The 15,407-nt window shown below is 69.9% G+C and carries 12 protein-coding genes; 6 read left to right on the top strand and 6 right to left on the bottom strand.

Going from position 1 to position 15,407, the window contains the following annotated elements; translation table 11 throughout:
• Nucleotides 1–249: 249 nt before the first annotated feature.
• The 6 genes from AB4Z14_RS18310 (at nucleotide 250) to xylB (ending at nucleotide 7,337) form a co-directional block, all read left to right on the top strand.
• Nucleotides 250–1,614, top strand: coding sequence for an ABC transporter substrate-binding protein (locus tag AB4Z14_RS18310; protein WP_056774211.1), 1,365 nt, complete (start codon nucleotides 250–252; stop codon nucleotides 1,612–1,614).
• A gap of 110 nt (nucleotides 1,615–1,724) precedes the next feature.
• The gene (locus AB4Z14_RS18305; RefSeq protein WP_056774214.1) at nucleotides 1,725–2,675 is read left to right on the top strand and encodes a carbohydrate ABC transporter permease; all 951 of its coding nucleotides are present in this window, start codon (nucleotides 1,725–1,727) and stop codon (nucleotides 2,673–2,675) included.
• Nucleotides 2,672–3,514 carry a carbohydrate ABC transporter permease gene (locus AB4Z14_RS18300; protein ID WP_056826203.1) on the top strand — a complete coding sequence of 281 codons (843 nt, stop codon included), beginning with the start codon at nucleotides 2,672–2,674 and terminating at the stop codon, nucleotides 3,512–3,514. The genes AB4Z14_RS18305 and AB4Z14_RS18300 overlap by 4 nt, the downstream gene beginning before the upstream one ends.
• Nucleotides 3,511–4,296 carry an SDR family oxidoreductase gene (locus AB4Z14_RS18295; protein WP_442276449.1) on the top strand — a complete coding sequence of 262 codons (786 nt, stop codon included), beginning with the start codon at nucleotides 3,511–3,513 and terminating at the stop codon, nucleotides 4,294–4,296. The genes AB4Z14_RS18300 and AB4Z14_RS18295 overlap by 4 nt, the downstream gene beginning before the upstream one ends.
• Nucleotides 4,297–4,392: 96 nt before the next feature.
• Nucleotides 4,393–5,919 carry a mannitol dehydrogenase family protein gene (locus AB4Z14_RS18290; protein ID WP_442276448.1) on the top strand — a complete coding sequence of 509 codons (1,527 nt, stop codon included), beginning with the start codon at nucleotides 4,393–4,395 and terminating at the stop codon, nucleotides 5,917–5,919.
• Nucleotides 5,892–7,337, top strand: coding sequence for a xylulokinase (xylB, locus tag AB4Z14_RS18285; protein ID WP_442276447.1), 1,446 nt, complete (start codon nucleotides 5,892–5,894; stop codon nucleotides 7,335–7,337). Before AB4Z14_RS18290 ends, xylB begins: the two co-directional genes overlap by 28 nt.
• Nucleotides 7,338–7,458: 121 nt before the next feature.
• On the opposite strand, the gene AB4Z14_RS18280 is transcribed toward xylB, so the two are convergent.
• The 6 genes from AB4Z14_RS18280 to AB4Z14_RS18255 all read right to left on the bottom strand — a co-directional run bounded on the left by AB4Z14_RS18280 (nucleotide 7,459) and on the right by AB4Z14_RS18255 (nucleotide 15,400).
• Nucleotides 7,459–7,842, bottom strand: a complete 384-nt coding sequence (locus tag AB4Z14_RS18280) for an SHOCT domain-containing protein (protein WP_056826198.1) — start codon at nucleotides 7,840–7,842, stop codon at nucleotides 7,459–7,461.
• A 109-nt stretch (nucleotides 7,843–7,951) separates the two neighbouring features.
• Nucleotides 7,952–8,662, bottom strand: coding sequence for a flavodoxin family protein (locus AB4Z14_RS18275; protein WP_442276446.1), 711 nt, complete (start codon nucleotides 8,660–8,662; stop codon nucleotides 7,952–7,954).
• A 112-nt stretch (nucleotides 8,663–8,774) separates the two neighbouring features.
• Nucleotides 8,775–9,590, bottom strand: a complete 816-nt coding sequence (locus tag AB4Z14_RS18270) for a DUF4328 domain-containing protein (RefSeq protein WP_442276445.1) — start codon at nucleotides 9,588–9,590, stop codon at nucleotides 8,775–8,777.
• A 122-nt stretch (nucleotides 9,591–9,712) separates the two neighbouring features.
• The gene (gene argS, locus AB4Z14_RS18265; RefSeq protein WP_442276444.1) at nucleotides 9,713–11,473 is read right to left on the bottom strand and encodes an arginine--tRNA ligase; all 1,761 of its coding nucleotides are present in this window, start codon (nucleotides 11,471–11,473) and stop codon (nucleotides 9,713–9,715) included.
• 192 nt (nucleotides 11,474–11,665) lie between these two features.
• Nucleotides 11,666–13,486 (bottom strand): sunset domain-containing protein, encoded by a 1,821-nt coding sequence (locus AB4Z14_RS18260; RefSeq protein WP_442276443.1) that lies wholly within the window; start codon nucleotides 13,484–13,486, stop codon nucleotides 11,666–11,668.
• Between the two features lie 270 nt (nucleotides 13,487–13,756).
• Nucleotides 13,757–15,400, bottom strand: coding sequence for an AMP-binding protein (locus AB4Z14_RS18255; RefSeq protein ID WP_442276442.1), 1,644 nt, complete (start codon nucleotides 15,398–15,400; stop codon nucleotides 13,757–13,759).
• Between the last annotated feature and the right edge of the window lie 7 nt (nucleotides 15,401–15,407).

The raw sequence follows: 15,407 nt of genomic DNA, 5'->3' as shown, positions 1-15,407 counted from the left end.
CTTCGTCTCCTTCGCCGCGCTGGACAGCACCGTCGCCATCCCGTGCGGGGCTGCGACCGATTCGTCACCTGCAGCTCCCACCCGTCCGCAAAATCGTATCAACGACAGGGGGCTCATGGTGCTTGTTGCCCCGACTCGCGCGTCGTTACCGTTCCGGCAAGTTCCCGTCAAGAAACGAAGCGGAGATCGCCGCAGGGCCAGGTGGAACCGGCCGACGGAAACGAGGAATGCCTACCAAAGGAGTTAGGAATGCTTGCGAACAAGCGCATGCTCGCGCTGGGGACGGGCGCGGTGGCGGTCGCCATGACGGTGGCTGCCTGTTCGTCCGGGGCGGTGCAGTCCGGCAACGGGTCCACGGGCGCCGCCGGAGGCGCCGTCACCCTCAAGGTGGCCACCGTGAACAACGGCCAGATGAAGGACATGGAGAAGCTCAAGTCCGAGTACGAGAAGGCGAACCCCGGCGTCACGGTCAACTTCCAGGTCATGGAGGAGGGCGACCTCCGCGCCGCCGTGACGGCGGACGTCGCGAGCGGCGCCGGCCAGTACGACATCGTCACCATCGGCGCCTACGAGACGCCGCAGTGGGGTGCCAACGGTTGGCTCGTCGACCTCACCCCGGAGCTCCAGTCCGACTCGTCGTACGACGTCAACGACCTGCTTCCCCCGGTCCGCGACGTCAACACCTTCGACAACAAGCTCTTCGCCGTCCCGTTCTACGGGGAGTCCTCGATCCTCATGTACAACAAGGAGGTCATGGACAAGGCCGGGGTCACGATCCCGCAGAACCCCACGTGGCAGCAGGTCGCGGATGCGGCCAAGAAGGTCAACACCGCCGACATGGCCGGGATCTGCATGCGCGGCAAGCCCGGCTGGGGAGACCTCTTCGCCCCGCTGACCACCGTCGTGCAGACCTTCGGGGGCAACTGGTACGACAGCAGCTGGAAGGCCACCGTCGACACCCCGGAGTGGAAGCAGGCGGTCAGCTTCTACAAGACGATGCTCGACCAGTCCGGTGAGAAGGACCCCGTCTCCTACAGCTTCAACGAGTGCCTCACGGCCCTCAAGGAGGGCAAGGCCGCGATGTGGGCCGACGCCTCCGTCGCAGCGTCGATGCTCGAGGCGGCCGACTCGCCCGTCAAGGGCAAGATGGGCTACGCGCACATGCCGGTCGACAAGACCAAGGAGTCCGGCTGGCTCTGGAGCTGGAACCTCGCGATCCCGACGTCGACCAAGCAGAAGGACGCGGCGGTCAAGTTCGTCAAGTGGGCCACGAGCAAGGACTACATCAAGCTCGTCGGCACGAAGATCGGCTGGTCCAACGTCCCGCCGGGCTCGCGGACCTCGACGTACGACATCCCCGAGTACAAGGACGCCGCCAAGGCGTACGCACCCATCACGCTCGACGTCATGAGCTCGGTCAACCCGAAGCAGCCGGGCGTCAACCCGCAGGGCTGGGTCGGCATCCAGTACGTCTCGATCCCCGAGTTCCAGGACGTCGGCAACCAGTGCGCCCAGCTCGTCGCGGACTACCTGGCCAACCGCGGCACGATCGACGACGCGCTCAGCAAGTGCCAGTCCATCGCCCAGGCTGCGGGCGACAAGCACAAGAAGTGACCTCCTGTTGACGAACAGGTGACACGTGGTGCCGGGCCCGGCACGCCCCGGGCCCGGCACCACACCCCCTCCAACCCGCAGTCGCACGAGCCGCACAAGGGAGTGCCGACATGACGACGACCACCACCACGCAACCATCCGAGCTCGAGGACGTCCGGGCCAGCACCGCGACCGACAAGCGGCGCGTGCAGCGGACGGAGCTCTGGCGCAACCGGGGACTGCTGCTCCCGGCCGTCATCTTCCTCATCCTGCTGACGCAGATCCCGTTCCTGACGACCATCGGGTTCTCACTGACGAAGTGGAACCTGCTCTACCCCAACGACCGTGCGTTCGCCGGATTCGACAACTACACGAGCGCACTCACCTCGGGCGACCTGTGGCCCTCGATCCGCGCCACGGTGCTCATCACGGCCTTCTCGGTCACCCTGGCGGTCCTCTTCGGCCTGCTCTTCGCCGTCCTGCTCGACCGCCCGTTCCGCGGTCGCGCCCTCGCCCGGACCCTGATGATCACGCCCTTCCTCATCATGCCGGCGGCGGCCTCGCTCATCTGGAAGTACTCGATGTTCGACACCAACATCGGGATGCTCAACTGGGTCTTCCGGACCCTGCACCTGCCGGTCGTCGCCTGGAGCACCGAGCACCCGATGGCCACGGTGGTCATCGTGCTGACGTGGCAGTTCACGCCGTTCATGATGCTCATCCTGCTGGCCGGTCTCCAGGGCCAGGACAAGGGCATCCTCGAAGCCGCCCAGGTCGACGGGGCCGGCACGTGGCGGACCTTCACCTGGATCACGCTGCCCCACCTACGGATGTACATCGAGATCGGGGTGCTCCTCGGCTCGGTCATCATCCTGCAGGTCTTCGACCCGATCGCGATCCTCACCAAGGGGACCGGCGGCACGAAGACCCTCGCCTATCTCCTCTACGAGCGGGCCTTCATCGGGCTCGACGTCGGGCAGGCAGCGGCATACGGCGTCGTGACCGTCGTCCTCACGATCATCGTCGCGACCATCGCTCTCAAGAGCGTCTTCAAGGTCTTCATGGCAGGAGGAAGCCGATGAACGGCTCAGGCAGCACCACGAGGTCGAAGACATCGGCCCGAGGAGCCCTCACGACGCTCGTCACGTGGATCCTCGTGCTCATCTTCTTCTTCCCCGTCTTCTGGATGGTCCTCAACGGGTTCAAGCCGGAGTCGCTCGCGTCGTCCGTCAACCCGACGTTCATCTTCAAACCCGTCACGGAGGGCTACCAGCTCGCGATGGACCGCGGGATGGCCGGCTACCTCCAGAACTCGCTGACCGCCGCTGTCATCGCGACGATCATCTCGGTGGTGCTCGCGATCCCCGCCGCGTACGCCCTGTCGATCCGGCGGGTCAAGAACGTCGAGAACTCGCTCTCGTTCTTCATCTCGACCCGGTTCATGCCGCTCGCCGCGATCGTGCTGCCGCTCTTCATGATCTTCAAGACCGTCGGGCTGCTCGACAACATCTACATGCTCGCCATCGTCTACGGCGCCATGAACCTGCCCGTGACGGTGTGGATGATGCGCTCGTTCTTCCTCGAGGTGCCCTACGAGATCATCGAGGCGGCCCGGGTCGACGGGGCCGGCATGTTCCGTGAGATCGTGCGGATCGTCCTGCCGCTCGTCCTCCCCGGGGTCGCGGCCGCAGCGCTCATCAGCTTCATCTTCGCGTGGAACGAGTACTTCCTCGCCCTGCTGCTGACGAGCTCGGCCGCCCGCACGACGCCGCCCTTCCTCGGCAGCTTCGTCGACGGCCGAGGACAGTTCCTCGCCGTCCTGTCCGCCGCAGCGACCATCGCGGCCCTCCCCGTCATCATCGCGGGCTGGGCGGCCCAGAAGCAGCTCGTCCGCGGCCTGTCGATGGGGGCGATCAAGTGACCGGCACCAGCACCACGCCGGGGCCCGTCACGCCCCCCGCCGTCGACCGTGGACGGAGCCTCGAGGACTCGGTCGTCGTCGTCACCGGTGCCGGCGGTGGCATCGGTGGCGCGATCGCCCGGCTCGTCCTCGAAGCGGGCGGTCGCGTCGTCGCCGGTGACCTCCGGCCCGACGCCCTCAGCTCGCTCCGCGACGCCTGGGGCGAGGACCGGCTGGCCGTCGGCCTCGGCGACGTCCGGGACGAGAGCACCGCCGACGCGCTCGTCACCGCGGGAGTCCAGGCCTTCGGTCGGGTCGACTCCGTCGTCGCCAACGCCGCCGTCGGCTTCTACGGCGGGATCCTCGACTACTCGGCCGAGCAGGCCTCGCTCATGGTCGACGTCAACGTCAAGGGCACCGTGTGGCTGGCGCGGGCGGCCGTGCGCCAGTTCCGCGCCCAGGGCGGAGGTGGTGACATCGTCATCATCGGCTCGGTCGCCGGACTCCTCATCGGGGGCGGCAAGGAGGCGGTCTACTCCGCCACCAAGGCTGCGCAGATCAACCTCGGCTACGCCCTCGACCGCGAGCTGCGCTCGGAGGGGATCCGCACGACGACCATCGCACCGGCCGGCGTCAACACCCCCTTCGCCGCCGCCGACGGACGCTTCGGCGACCGCGACCCGTCCGAGGGCGACTTCATGGAACCGGAGGACATCGCCCAGGCCGTCGCCTACACCCTCCGACAGCCACGACGGATGCGCACCGAGCTGTGGACGATGTGGAGCCTGTCCGAGACGCACTGACGACCGTCAGCCGCGCGTCGAGGACTACCGGCTCCCCCGTGTCCGGCCACCCCGCCGCCGACGACATCCCTTTCCTCCGAGAGGACCCAGACGACCATGACCACCACGCCCGCCACCTCGCCCCCGCGGCCCACGACTCTCGCGAGCGCGACGCTCGACGCACTCCCCGAGGCGGTGGGCCGACCCACCTACGACCGGGCGGCCGTCACCGCGAGCATCGTCCACTTCGGCGTCGGCGGCTTCCACCGCGCCCACGAGGCGATGTACGTCGACCGGCTCATGGAGCTGGGCGTCCCCGGAGCCCTGGACTGGGGCATCTGCGGCGTCGGGGCCCTCCCCCACGACCGGCGCATCGTCGACACCCTCACGGCGCAGGACGGCCTCTACACCCTCGTCGTCAAGCACCCGGACGGCCACCGGGAGCCGCGCGTCGTCGGGAGCCTCGTCGAGCTCGTGTTCGCGCCGGACGACCCGCAAGCCGTCGTCGACCGACTGGCCCACCCCCGGACGCGGATCGTGTCGCTGACCATCACCGAGGGTGGCTACCTCGTCAACCAGGTCACGGGCGAGTTCGACGCCGCCGACCCGGCGATCCGGGCGGACCTCGAGGAGGGCGCCGTCCCGCGCACCGTCTTCGGCTACGTCGTCGCGGGTCTCGCGGCCCGCCGCGACGCGGGGCAGGAGCCCTTCACCGTCATGTCGTGCGACAACCTGCCGGGGAACGGTGACGTCGCGCGGACGATGATGACGGCATACGCCCGCCTCAAGGACCCCGCGCTCGCGGACTGGATGGACGAGCACGTCTCCTTCCCCAACGGCATGGTCGACCGCATCACACCCGTCACGGTGCAGGACGACATCGACCGCCTCGTCGAGGAGTTCGGGGTCGAGGACGGGTGGCCCGTCGTGTGCGAGCCGTTCACGCAGTGGGTCCTCGAGGACCACTTCACCCAGGGGCGTCCTCCCCTCGAAGCGGCCGGCGTGCAGCTCGTCGAGGACGTCGTGCCCTACGAGCTGATGAAGCTGCGCCTGCTCAACGCGAGCCACCAGGCCCTCTGCTACCTCGGCTACCTGTCCGGCTACCGCTACGCCCACGAGGTCTGCCAGGACCCCCTCTTCGTCGACTTCCTGCTCGGCTACATGGAGCACGAGGGCAGTCCGACGCTCCCCGACGTGCCGGGGGTCGACCTCGACGCCTACCGGCACGAGCTCATCGCGCGCTTCGCCAACCCGGAGGTGCGTGACACGCTGGCACGCCTCTGCGCCGAGAGCTCGGACCGCATCCCGAAGTGGCTCGTCCCGGTCATCAGGCGCAACCTCGAGACGGGCGGGCAGATCGACCGCTCCGCGCTCGTCGTCGCCTCGTGGGCGCGCTACGCGGAGGGCGTCGACGAGCAGGGCGAACCGATCGAGGTCGTCGACCGCGTCAAGGACCGGGTCATGGCCGCCGCCGCGCAGCAGGGCACCGACCCGCTCGCCTTCCTCCGCGACCGGGACCTCTTCGGCGACCTCGTCGACGACGAGCGGTTCACCTCGGTGTTCACGCGAGCCCTGTCGGCCTTGCACACCAGGGGCGCTCGGGAGACCCTGCAGTCATGGACCGGGCGGAGCAGCACGACGTGACCGATGGACGCACCCTCGTGGCGGGGGTCGACAGCTCGACCCAGTCGACGAAGATCGTCGTCTGCGACGCCCAGACGGGGCAGGTCGTGCGCACGGCCCGGGCCCCTCACCCCGACGGCACCGAGGTGCACCCCGACCGGTGGTGGGAGGCCTACGAGCACGCGTGCGGCGACGGCGTCCTCGACGGGGTGGCCGCCATCGCCGTCGGCGGCCAGCAGCACGGCATGGTGACGCTCGACGAGGACGACACCGTCGTGCGCGACGCCCTGCTGTGGAACGACACCCGCAGCGCGGGGGCAGCCCGCGACCTCACGACCGAGCTCGGCGGCGTCAGTGCATGGGTCGACGCCGTCGGCCTCGTCCCCGTCGCGAGCTTCACCGTCACGAAGCTGCGATGGCTCGCCGAGCACGAGCCCGACCTGGCTGCGCGGGTGGCCCGCGTGGTCCTCCCACATGACTGGCTCACCGGCCGGATCCTTCAACGGGGCAACGGTTTCGAGCGCTGGAGCACCGACCGCGGAGACGCGTCCGGCACGGGCTACTGGTCGGCCGCCGACGGCGACTACCGGCTCGACCTGCTCGACCGGGCGTTCGGCCGGACCCTCGAGGTCCCCGAGGTGCTCTCTCCCGCCCAGGCTGCCGGCCGCACGGCCGACGGCCTGCTCGTCGCCGCCGGCACGGGCGACAACATGGGTGCCGCTCTCGGCCTGACGCTCCACCCCGGTGACGTCGTCGTCTCGCTCGGCACGAGCGGTACGGTCTTCACGCCGCACGGCTCGGCGATCCGCGACGAGACCGGTGCCATCGCCGGCTTGGCCGATGCGACCGGTCACCACCTCCCGCTCATGTGCACCCTCAATGCGGCCCGCGTGCTGACCGCGGCCGCATCGATGCTCGGTGTTGACCTCGCAGAGCTCGACCGTCTTGCGCTGCAGGCGATCCCGGGCGCGGGTGGCCTGACCCTCCTGCCCTACCTCGACGGCGAGCGCACCCCTGACCTCCCGGAAGCAACCGGCACGCTGAGCGGGCTCACCCGCACGAACGCGACACCGGAGAACCTCGCCCGGGCGGCGGTCGAGGGGATGCTGTGCAACCTCGTCGCGGGGGTCGACGCCCTGCGCGACCACGACGTCGAGGTCGGACGCATCCTGCTCATCGGCGGAGCGGCCGCGTCACGTGCCGTCCGCGAGATCGCGCCGGGCCTCTTCCGCGCCCCGGTCGTCGTGCCGGCACCAGCCGAGTACGTCGGCGTCGGCGCCGCGCGCCAAGCCGCGTGGGCCCTTTCGGGAGAGGCGGACCCACCGACGTGGGCCCTCGCGATCGACTCGGAGTATGCCGTCCCGAGGAGTGACGAGCAGGCGCACGTCGACGTCGTGGCGCGCTACCAGGACCTCGTGTCCCGCACCCACGGGGTCTGAGCCACCAGCGCTCGGGACGCGAGCGGCATACGCCCTCATGCCTCGCGGAGGCTCGGCGCGACGGCCGAGCCTTCGGGGGGCGCCTACGGGTGGTGCCGTGACAGGACGGCGAACCCAGCCGTCAGGCGAGGGCCTTCGCCTTGAGGGCAGCGAACTCGTCGGCGGAGATGGTGCCCGCGTCGAGCAGCTCCTTCGCCTTGGCGATCTGCTCCGGTGCCGAGGTGCTCGAGGCCCCAGCGACGGAACGAACGTAGTCCTCCTGCGCCTGGCGGGCCTCCGCGTACTTCTGAGTCGAACGCTCGTTCATGCCGCGACCGCGGACGATGAGGTAGACGATCGCGGTGATGAAGGTGAAGAAGACGAGGCACACGACCCACAGCGCCTTCATCCCGCCGGAGACCTGGGGGTCGCGGAACAGGTCGGCCACGATCGAGAACAGCACCAGGAGGTAGGTCGCGAACGCGAAGAAGATGACGATGAACCAGACGATGTCCCAGAACGACATGGGGCGACCTTTCTCGGAGGGCAGCACGGAAGCGGTGCTCACCCCCATGGTCGTGACGCGCAGCCACCGTCGACATCATCCACACGGGGTGACCGCGCGGCCCGGCGCCTCAGCGGTACTCAGGGTTGTGCCAGCCGAAGTGCTCGCCGGCGTTCCAGGCCGACCGCAGGTTGCCGTAGGCCGGCACGCCCCCCGCGTCGTGGAGCATCCTCGCGAGGTGCATGAGGTTCCACGTCATGAAGGTCGTGTTGCGGTTGGTGAAGTCGTTCTCCGGGCCACCGCTGCCGGGGTCGAGATAGCTCGGGCCCGGACCGGCCTCGCCGATCCAGCCGGCGTCGGCGTTCGGCGGGATCGTGTAGCCGACGTGCTGGAGGCTGTAGAGCACGTTCTGGGCGCAGTGCTTGATCCCGTCCTCGTTGCCGGTGATGAGGCAGCCGGCGACCCTGCCGTAGAAGAGGTACTGCCCCTGGTCGTTGAGCATCCCGCTCAACGAGTAGATGCGCTCGATGAAGCGCTTCGTGACGCTCGAGTTGTCGCCGAGCCAGATGGGGCCGGCGACGACGAGGATCTGGCTGTCGAGGATGCCGGGGTAGAGGTCGGGCCACGCGTCGCTCTCCCAGCCGTGCTCGCGCATGTCGGGGTAGACGCCCGTGGCGACGTCGTGGTCGACGAGGCGGATCTCGTCGACGGTGACCCCGTGCTCGCGCATGATGGCCGCGCTCGCGTCGACGAGCCCCTGAGTGTGGCTCGGCTCGGGGCTCTTCTTCAGCGTGCAGTTGACGTAGGTGGCCTTGAGGCCGGTGAAGTCCCAGTCGGTCATGGCGTCGACTTTCCTCCGTGGCAGCCCGCCGCCGCAATGGCCCGGATGTGACGAGTTGCTGACGTCCTCGCGGTCGTCAGCACCTCCGGTCACGTCTCAGGACGTCAGGTGGTCAGCGACGCGTGAAGCCCATGACCTTGCGGATGAGCAGGATGCCGACGACGCCGCCGGCGGCCCCGAAGACGCCGCCGAGGGCCTCGTACGTCAGGCCCGTCTGGAGCGAGGAGACGAGGGAGTCGAGGGAGTCGGGCTGCTCGATCCCTCGCTGCGCGGCGCGTCCGAGCATCGCGAGGACGAGGTTGACGGCGAGCACGACCCAGAGGGCGATGATCAGCGGCGGGGTCGTCGACGGACGATCGTGGCGGGTGCGCGGGTTCGCGTGCTCGGTGCCCCAGAGGACGTCGCGGAGGGCCAGCGGGCCCAGGACGACGTTGGCGAAGGGGATGAACCAGCCGCCGATGGCCATGCCGGTGCCACGCGTGTAGAGCGCGTGGTCGGACCGGTCGGAGGTCCAGACCCGGTGGAGCCAGACGAGCATGACGATGCCGGCCAGCCCGGCGAGGGCGAGGATCGGCAGGTAGAGGGCGTCGGCGCTCTCGGCCTCGCTGACGACGGCGTCGAAGTCACCGTCGCTGAGCAGCCCCTTGATCCGGATGTCGAACCAGGCCAGGTAGAGGTTGGCGACGGCCGCGACCGCGAAGAGGGCTTGCGCGATGATGGCGAGCACGGCGGTGGACTGCTTCCACGGGCGCACCTTGACGGTCTTGGAGTTGGCGGTCAGGCCCGGCTCGGGGGTCGGCGCCGGCTGGGCCGGTCCGGTCGGCGCGGGCAGGTGGCCCTGCGGGGCCATGTTGCCCTGCGGGGCGATCGGGACGGGCGCCGCCGCAGCCGGGACCGGGGGTTCGTGAGGTGCAGCGGGTTGGGTCATGAGTGTTCTCCCCTGTCGATGAACGTGTGCGCCCGAAAGCTACAGCAGCAGGCGCGCCGACAGGAGCGAAGAAGGGGGGGCGACCCGCCGCGACCGGGCCGACACCGACGCGACCTCGAAGATCACATCTGTTCGGGGGACTCCAGTCCGAGCAGGTCGAGACCGGTCGTCATGACCCGGAAGACGAGCGCGCACAACGTCAGTCGCGACTCCTTGACCTCGTCGAGCTCGGCCTTGAGCACGGGACAGTTCTCGTAGAACGCCGAGAACGCCTGCGCCAGCTCGAAGAGGTACCCGGCGAGCCGGTGCGGCTCGTAGGTGTCGCCGACCTCGGCGACGACGTCACCGAAACCGAGCAGGTGCGTGGCGAGGGCACGCTCGTGCGGCTCGCCGAGCAGGATCGGCGCGCGCTGGGCGGCCGGGTCGAGCCCGATCTGGCGGAAGATCGACCGGACGCGGGCGACGACGTACTGGAGGTACGGCCCGGTGTTGCCGGTGAGCGCGACCATGCGGTCGAGGTCGAAGACGTACTCGCTGTCGTGCGCGACGGACAGGTCGGCGTACTTCACGGCGCCGATGCCGATCTGCCGGGCGATGGTGGCGCGCACGGTCTCGTCGAGGTCGGGCCGCGTGCCGTCGATGACGGTCCGGGCCTTCTCGACGGCCTCGTCGAGCAGGGCCATGAGCCGCAGCGGCTTGCCGGAGCGGGTCTTGAGGATCTTGCGGTCGTCGCCGAGCACGTTGCCGATCTGGACGTGGACGGGCACGACGTCGTCGGGCAGCCAGCCGGCCTTGCGCGCGGTGTCCCACACCATGTTGAGGTGCAGGGCCTGCGGGGCGCCGATGACGTAGAGCACCCGGTGCGCCTTGAGGTCCTCGACGCGGTGCTTGATCGTCGCGAGGTCGGTCGTGCCGTAGTTGTAGCCGCCGTCGCTCTTGCGGATGATGAGCGGCACCGGCTTGCCCTCACGGCCGGTGTAGCCGTCGAGGAAGACGCACAGGGCGCCGTCCGAGACGGTCGCGATGCCCTTGGCCTCGAGCTCGGCACAGAGGTCGGCGAGCACCTCGTTGTAGGTGGACTCGCCGGCGAGGTCGTCGTCGGTGAGCGTGATGCCGAGCGTCGAGTAGATCTTGTTGAAGTAGATCTTCGACAGGTCGACGAGCTCACGCCACAGGGCGAGGGTCTCGGGGTCGCCGGCCTGGAGGCTGACGACCCGGGTGCGGGCCCGCACGTTGAAGTCGCCCTCGCTGCCGGCCGGCTCGGCCTTGTCCGCGCGGTCGAACTTGACCCGGGCCGCCTGGTAGAAGGCGTTGGGGTCGGTGACGAGGAGGTCGGCCTCCTCGGAGTCTCGACCGACATCGAGCAGGTGCTCGATGAGCATGCCGAAGGGCGTGCCCCAGTCGCCGATGTGGTTCTGCCGGATGACGTGGTGCCCGAGGTGCTCGAGGGTGCGGGCCAGCGAGTCGCCGACGACGGTCGTGCGCAGGTGCCCGACGTGCATCTCCTTGGCGACGTTGGGCGCGGAGTAGTCGATCGGGATGTTCTGCGTCGCCTGGAGCGCGACACCGCCCCGCTCGTCGGCCTCGACGTCCTGCAGCAGTCCGGCGATCCACGAGCTCGAGAAGGTGAGGTTGATGAAGCCGGGACCGCTCACCTCGACGGAGTCGCACACACCGTCGAGGTCGAGGGCGTCGACGATCCTGGCCGCGACCTCGCGCGGCGGCATCCCGACCTTCTTGGCCAGGGCGAGCGCTGCGTTGACCTGCACGTCGGCGAACTGCGACGGACGCAGCACCGGGTCGGCCTCGCGGAAGTCGTCACCGAGGGCGGCGGCGATCGCGGACTGGACCTTGGGCGTGAGCGCGACGAGCGGGGAAACCATGCCGGCAAGTCTATTTGCGCCGACCGGGTGCCCGCGCCACCGTTTCGGACCGGCCCACCGAGGGCGTATGCCGTGTCGCCCGGACCCTGCCCGAGCGCGAGCCGAGCGTGGTGGCCCCGCGGAGAGGTCCCGGGCACGAGCGTGGCCGCGTGCACACCGTTGTGCACGCGGCCACTGTCCGTCAGGGAGCGGTCACTCCCCGTCGCGGTGGAAGCCCGCGCGCCGGGCCGCCTCCTCGCTGTAGAACCACACGTCGGGCTCGACGTCGTCGTAGCCGGCGTCGTCGGGGCCGACGAAGGTCGTGCCGTCGCGCCGGCCCTTGACGGCGTGACCGAGCGGCTGCGCCCCGTCCGCGATGGGTGCGGCCGAGCCCAGGCCGAACCCGCCGTCGGCGACCTCGTCGAACCCGGAGACGCGTCGCCCGGAGGCCGCCGGCTCCTCGGCAGAGTCCGTGTCATCGGCCGTGTCGTCACCGGTGTCATCGGCCGTGTCGTCGGCCGTGCCGTCCACGGTGTCATCCGTGGCGTCGGAGGTCTCCGCGTCAGCGGTCCTCGTGTCGGCGTCGGTCACGGCGGTGTCGTCGTCCGTGCGGGCGTCGGCCGCGTCCTGGTCGGACTCGTGCGCCGGCTCCGCCAGCTCCTCGTCGTCCTCACTCTCGTGCGAGTGCGGCGCCATGTCGACGTCGAGGCCGTCGTCGACGGTGTCGTCGTCGAAGTCGGTGCCCTCCTCGGGACCCCGCTCGCCCGGTGTCGTCGCCCACGGCTGACCGCGGTGGTCACCGGGGTCGTCGGTCGGGGTGCCGCCACCGGTCACGACCTCGTCGCGATCGTCGAGCGCGGGCACCTCGACGGACTCCGTGTCCGCGTCGGCCTGCGCCGGAACGCTCTGCGGCGTCGGGTTCTCCGAGGCGGTCGCGTCGGCGGCCAGGTCTGCAGGCTCATCGTCGGCGTGCTCGTCGTGGACGGGCTGCTCGTCGTGGTCGTGGTCGTGGTCGTCGTCGCTCGACGCCAGCGCGGCAGCAGCAGCCACACCTCCGGCCGCAGCCCCGACCTGCGGGGCCTCGTCCCGCGCGTCAGCACCCGCGTCGGCACCACCATCGGCACCCGCGTCCGCATCCGTCGCGGACCAGTCGTGACCGCCCGACTCTCCCGCAGCGTCAGCACCGGCGTCGGCACCACCATCGGCACCCGCGTCGGCATCCGTCGTGGACCAGTCGTGACTGCCCGCCTCCTCCGCGGCGTCAGCACCCGCGTCGGCACCACCATCGGCATCCGCGTCGGCGTCGGTCGACGACGCTGCCGCCGTCGCTCCGCCGGTGACCTCGGGCTCGTCGGTGACCTCGGGCTCGTCGGTGGCATAGGAGGACTGCTCCTCGTCGGCGCGAAGGTCCGCCTCGCTCGCGAGGTCCGTGCGCTGCGTGGCCGACTCGCCGTCCGTGGCGGACGCGCTGGGCGCGAAGGGGTTCTCGGCGTCCGCGAGGTCGTCCTCGTCGTCGTCGTGTGCGAAGGCCGCGGCCCCGACCGCTGCCGCACCGGCAGCGCCGGCCGCACCGGCGGCGGACCCGGCACCGCGCGGCGGCTCCTGACCCGGCAGGCGGTTCCCGGCGTCGTCGACGCGGTAGCCCTCGTCGTCGGTGGCGACGTCGGGGTCGACGCGGTCGGCCTCACGCTCGAGACCCGCGTGCTCGACGCGGGCGGACTCGGCGGAGGCGCGGTGCGCCTCGGCCTGATCCTCGAGCCGCCGCGCCTCCGCGGCGACCCGCTCGGCCTCGGCAGCCTTGCGCTCGGCCTCGGCGCGGGCATCAGCAGCCATCGCGGCCGTCACTGACGCGCGGTCCTCGGTGTCCTGCACCTCGGGCAGGCGCTCCTCGACCTTGGCTCGCAGCTCGCCGGCCTCGAAGCGGCGTGCCTCGACCTCGCGACGCCGCCCTGCCGAGACGAACAACCAGATGATCACTGCAATGACGACGATCGCCACCACGATCCACAGAATCGTCTTGCCTGTGTCGGACATGCCATCCCCTTACGGATTACGGGCCCTCACGACCACTTCCCCCGAAACCTACTGCGCTGGGGGACCTCTGCGGCACCCAGCGCGCCGACGTCGTCGTGCACGTACCCCGAACCGTGGGCACGACCGCCCGGTTCGCACCCCGACGAGCGCGCGTATGCCGTCCGGCCGGGCGGACGGCATACGCCATCGGTGCTCGGGTGCAGCCCCGCACGCTGCTCGTGCGCGCGAATCCCGTTGCTCCGCGGCCCCACTCGGGTCCGCCCGGGGCGCTCAGCCGAGTCCGAGCTTCTTCGCCGTGGTCTCGCGCATCTCGACCTTGCGGATCTTGCCCGTCACGGTCATCGGGAACTCGTCGACGATCTCGACGTAACGCGGGATCTTGTAGTGGGCGAGCTGACCTGTGCAGAACTCGCGCAGCGACTCGGCGGTCAGCGGGGTGGCGCCCTCCTTCATCCGCACCCAGGCGCACAGCTCCTCGCCGTACTTCTCGTCCGGGACGCCGATGACCTGCGCGTCGAGGATGTCCGGGTGCGTGTAGAGGAACTCCTCGATCTCGCGTGGGTAGACGTTCTCGCCACCGCGGATGACCATGTCCTTGATGCGCCCGGTGATCTCGACGTAGCCGTCGTCGTGCATCACCCCGATGTCGCCCGTGTGCATCCACCCGTCCTCGATGGCCTCCGCCGTCTTGTCGGGCTGCTCCCAGTAGCCGAGCATCACCGAGTAGCCCTTCGTCAGGAACTCGCCGGCCTTCCCCCGGGGCAGCGTCTCGCCGGTCACGGGGTCGACGATCTTGATCTCGAGGTGCGGGCCGACCCGACCGACCGTGCCGACCTTCTGCTCGAACGTGTCGTTCGTGCGGTTCTGGGTCGACACCGGCGACGTCTCGGTCATCCCGTAGCAGATCGTCATCTCCTCGATGCCGGCCGCGATGAGCTGCTTCATCAGCTCTGCGGGACAAGGGGATCCGGCCATGATGCCGGTGCGCACGGTGGACAGGTCGTAGTCGGCGAAGGAGGGAAGGTTCCACTCGGCGATGAACATCGTCGGCACGCCGTAGAGCGAGGTGACCTTCTCGTCCTGGGTGGCCTGGAGGGTCAGCGCGGGGTCGAAGCCGGGCGCCGGGATCACCATGCAGGCACCGTGCGTCGTGCAGGCGAGGTTGCCCATGACCATGCCGAAGCAGTGGTAGAAGGGCACCGGGATGCAGACGCGGTCGGCCTCGGTGTAGTCGCACAGCTCGCCGACGAAGTAGCCGTTGTTGAGGATGTTGCGATGGCTCAGCGTCGCACCCTTCGGGAATCCCGTGGTGCCCGAGGTGTACTGGATGTTGATCGGGTCGGTGTTCGAGAGTCCCGCCTGGACGCGCGCGAGCTCCTCCGGGGCGACCTCGTCGGCACGGGCGACGAGGTCGGCCCAGTCGGACGTCCCGATGTAGACGACGCGCTCGAGGCCGTCGACCTCGTCGCGCACCTCGTCGACCATCTGCCGGTAGTTGCTCGACTTGAAGGACTCCGCCGCCACGAGGGTGGAGATGCCGGCCTGCCCGAGGACGTACTGCAGCTCGTGGGACCGGTAGGCCGGGTTGATGTTGACGAGGATGGCGCCGATCTTGGCCGTCGCGTACTGCACGAGCGTCCACTCGGAGCAGTTCGGCGCCCAGATGCCGACCCGGTCCCCCGTGGCGACGCCGACGGCGAGCAGCGCGCGGGCCAGCCGGTCCACGTCGGCCCGCAGCTCGGCATACGTCCACCGGCGGCCCTGGGTGACGTCGACGAGGGCGTCACGCTCGCCGAACCGCTCGGCCGTGGCGTCGAAGCTGTCGCCGATCGTCGTCTCGAGCAGCGGGGTGTCCGTCTCGCCGCGGGTGTGCGAGAGGTTCGGGTCGAGCGTGACGGGCGGTGCGGCGGTCATCGGTGGC

This window comes from Terrabacter sp. 2TAF16, from assembly GCF_052115065.1.
In the GTDB taxonomy this organism is placed as follows: domain Bacteria; phylum Actinomycetota; class Actinomycetes; order Actinomycetales; family Dermatophilaceae; genus Terrabacter.
This window is presented reverse-complemented; position numbering and strand designations above follow the sequence as displayed.

What these genes read in the sequence shown, in the direction of transcription:
- AB4Z14_RS18260 (WP_442276443.1), bottom strand. Translation starts at nt 13,486, where the DNA reads ATGTCCGACACAGGCAAGACGATTCTGTGGATCGTGGTGGCGATCGTC.
- AB4Z14_RS18275 (WP_442276446.1), bottom strand. Translation starts at nt 8,662, where the DNA reads ATGACCGACTGGGACTTCACCGGCCTCAAGGCCACCTACGTCAACTGC.
- argS (WP_442276444.1), bottom strand. Translation starts at nt 11,473, where the DNA reads ATGGTTTCCCCGCTCGTCGCGCTCACGCCCAAGGTCCAGTCCGCGATC.
- AB4Z14_RS18270 (WP_442276445.1), bottom strand. Translation starts at nt 9,590, where the DNA reads ATGACCCAACCCGCTGCACCTCACGAACCCCCGGTCCCGGCTGCGGCG.
- AB4Z14_RS18290 (WP_442276448.1), top strand. Translation starts at nt 4,393, where the DNA reads ATGACCACCACGCCCGCCACCTCGCCCCCGCGGCCCACGACTCTCGCG.
- xylB (WP_442276447.1), top strand. Translation starts at nt 5,892, where the DNA reads ATGGACCGGGCGGAGCAGCACGACGTGACCGATGGACGCACCCTCGTG.
- AB4Z14_RS18305 (WP_056774214.1), top strand. Translation starts at nt 1,725, where the DNA reads ATGACGACGACCACCACCACGCAACCATCCGAGCTCGAGGACGTCCGG.
- AB4Z14_RS18300 (WP_056826203.1), top strand. Translation starts at nt 2,672, where the DNA reads ATGAACGGCTCAGGCAGCACCACGAGGTCGAAGACATCGGCCCGAGGA.
- AB4Z14_RS18310 (WP_056774211.1), top strand. Translation starts at nt 250, where the DNA reads ATGCTTGCGAACAAGCGCATGCTCGCGCTGGGGACGGGCGCGGTGGCG.
- AB4Z14_RS18280 (WP_056826198.1), bottom strand. Translation starts at nt 7,842, where the DNA reads ATGTCGTTCTGGGACATCGTCTGGTTCATCGTCATCTTCTTCGCGTTC.
- AB4Z14_RS18255 (WP_442276442.1), bottom strand. Translation starts at nt 15,400, where the DNA reads ATGACCGCCGCACCGCCCGTCACGCTCGACCCGAACCTCTCGCACACC.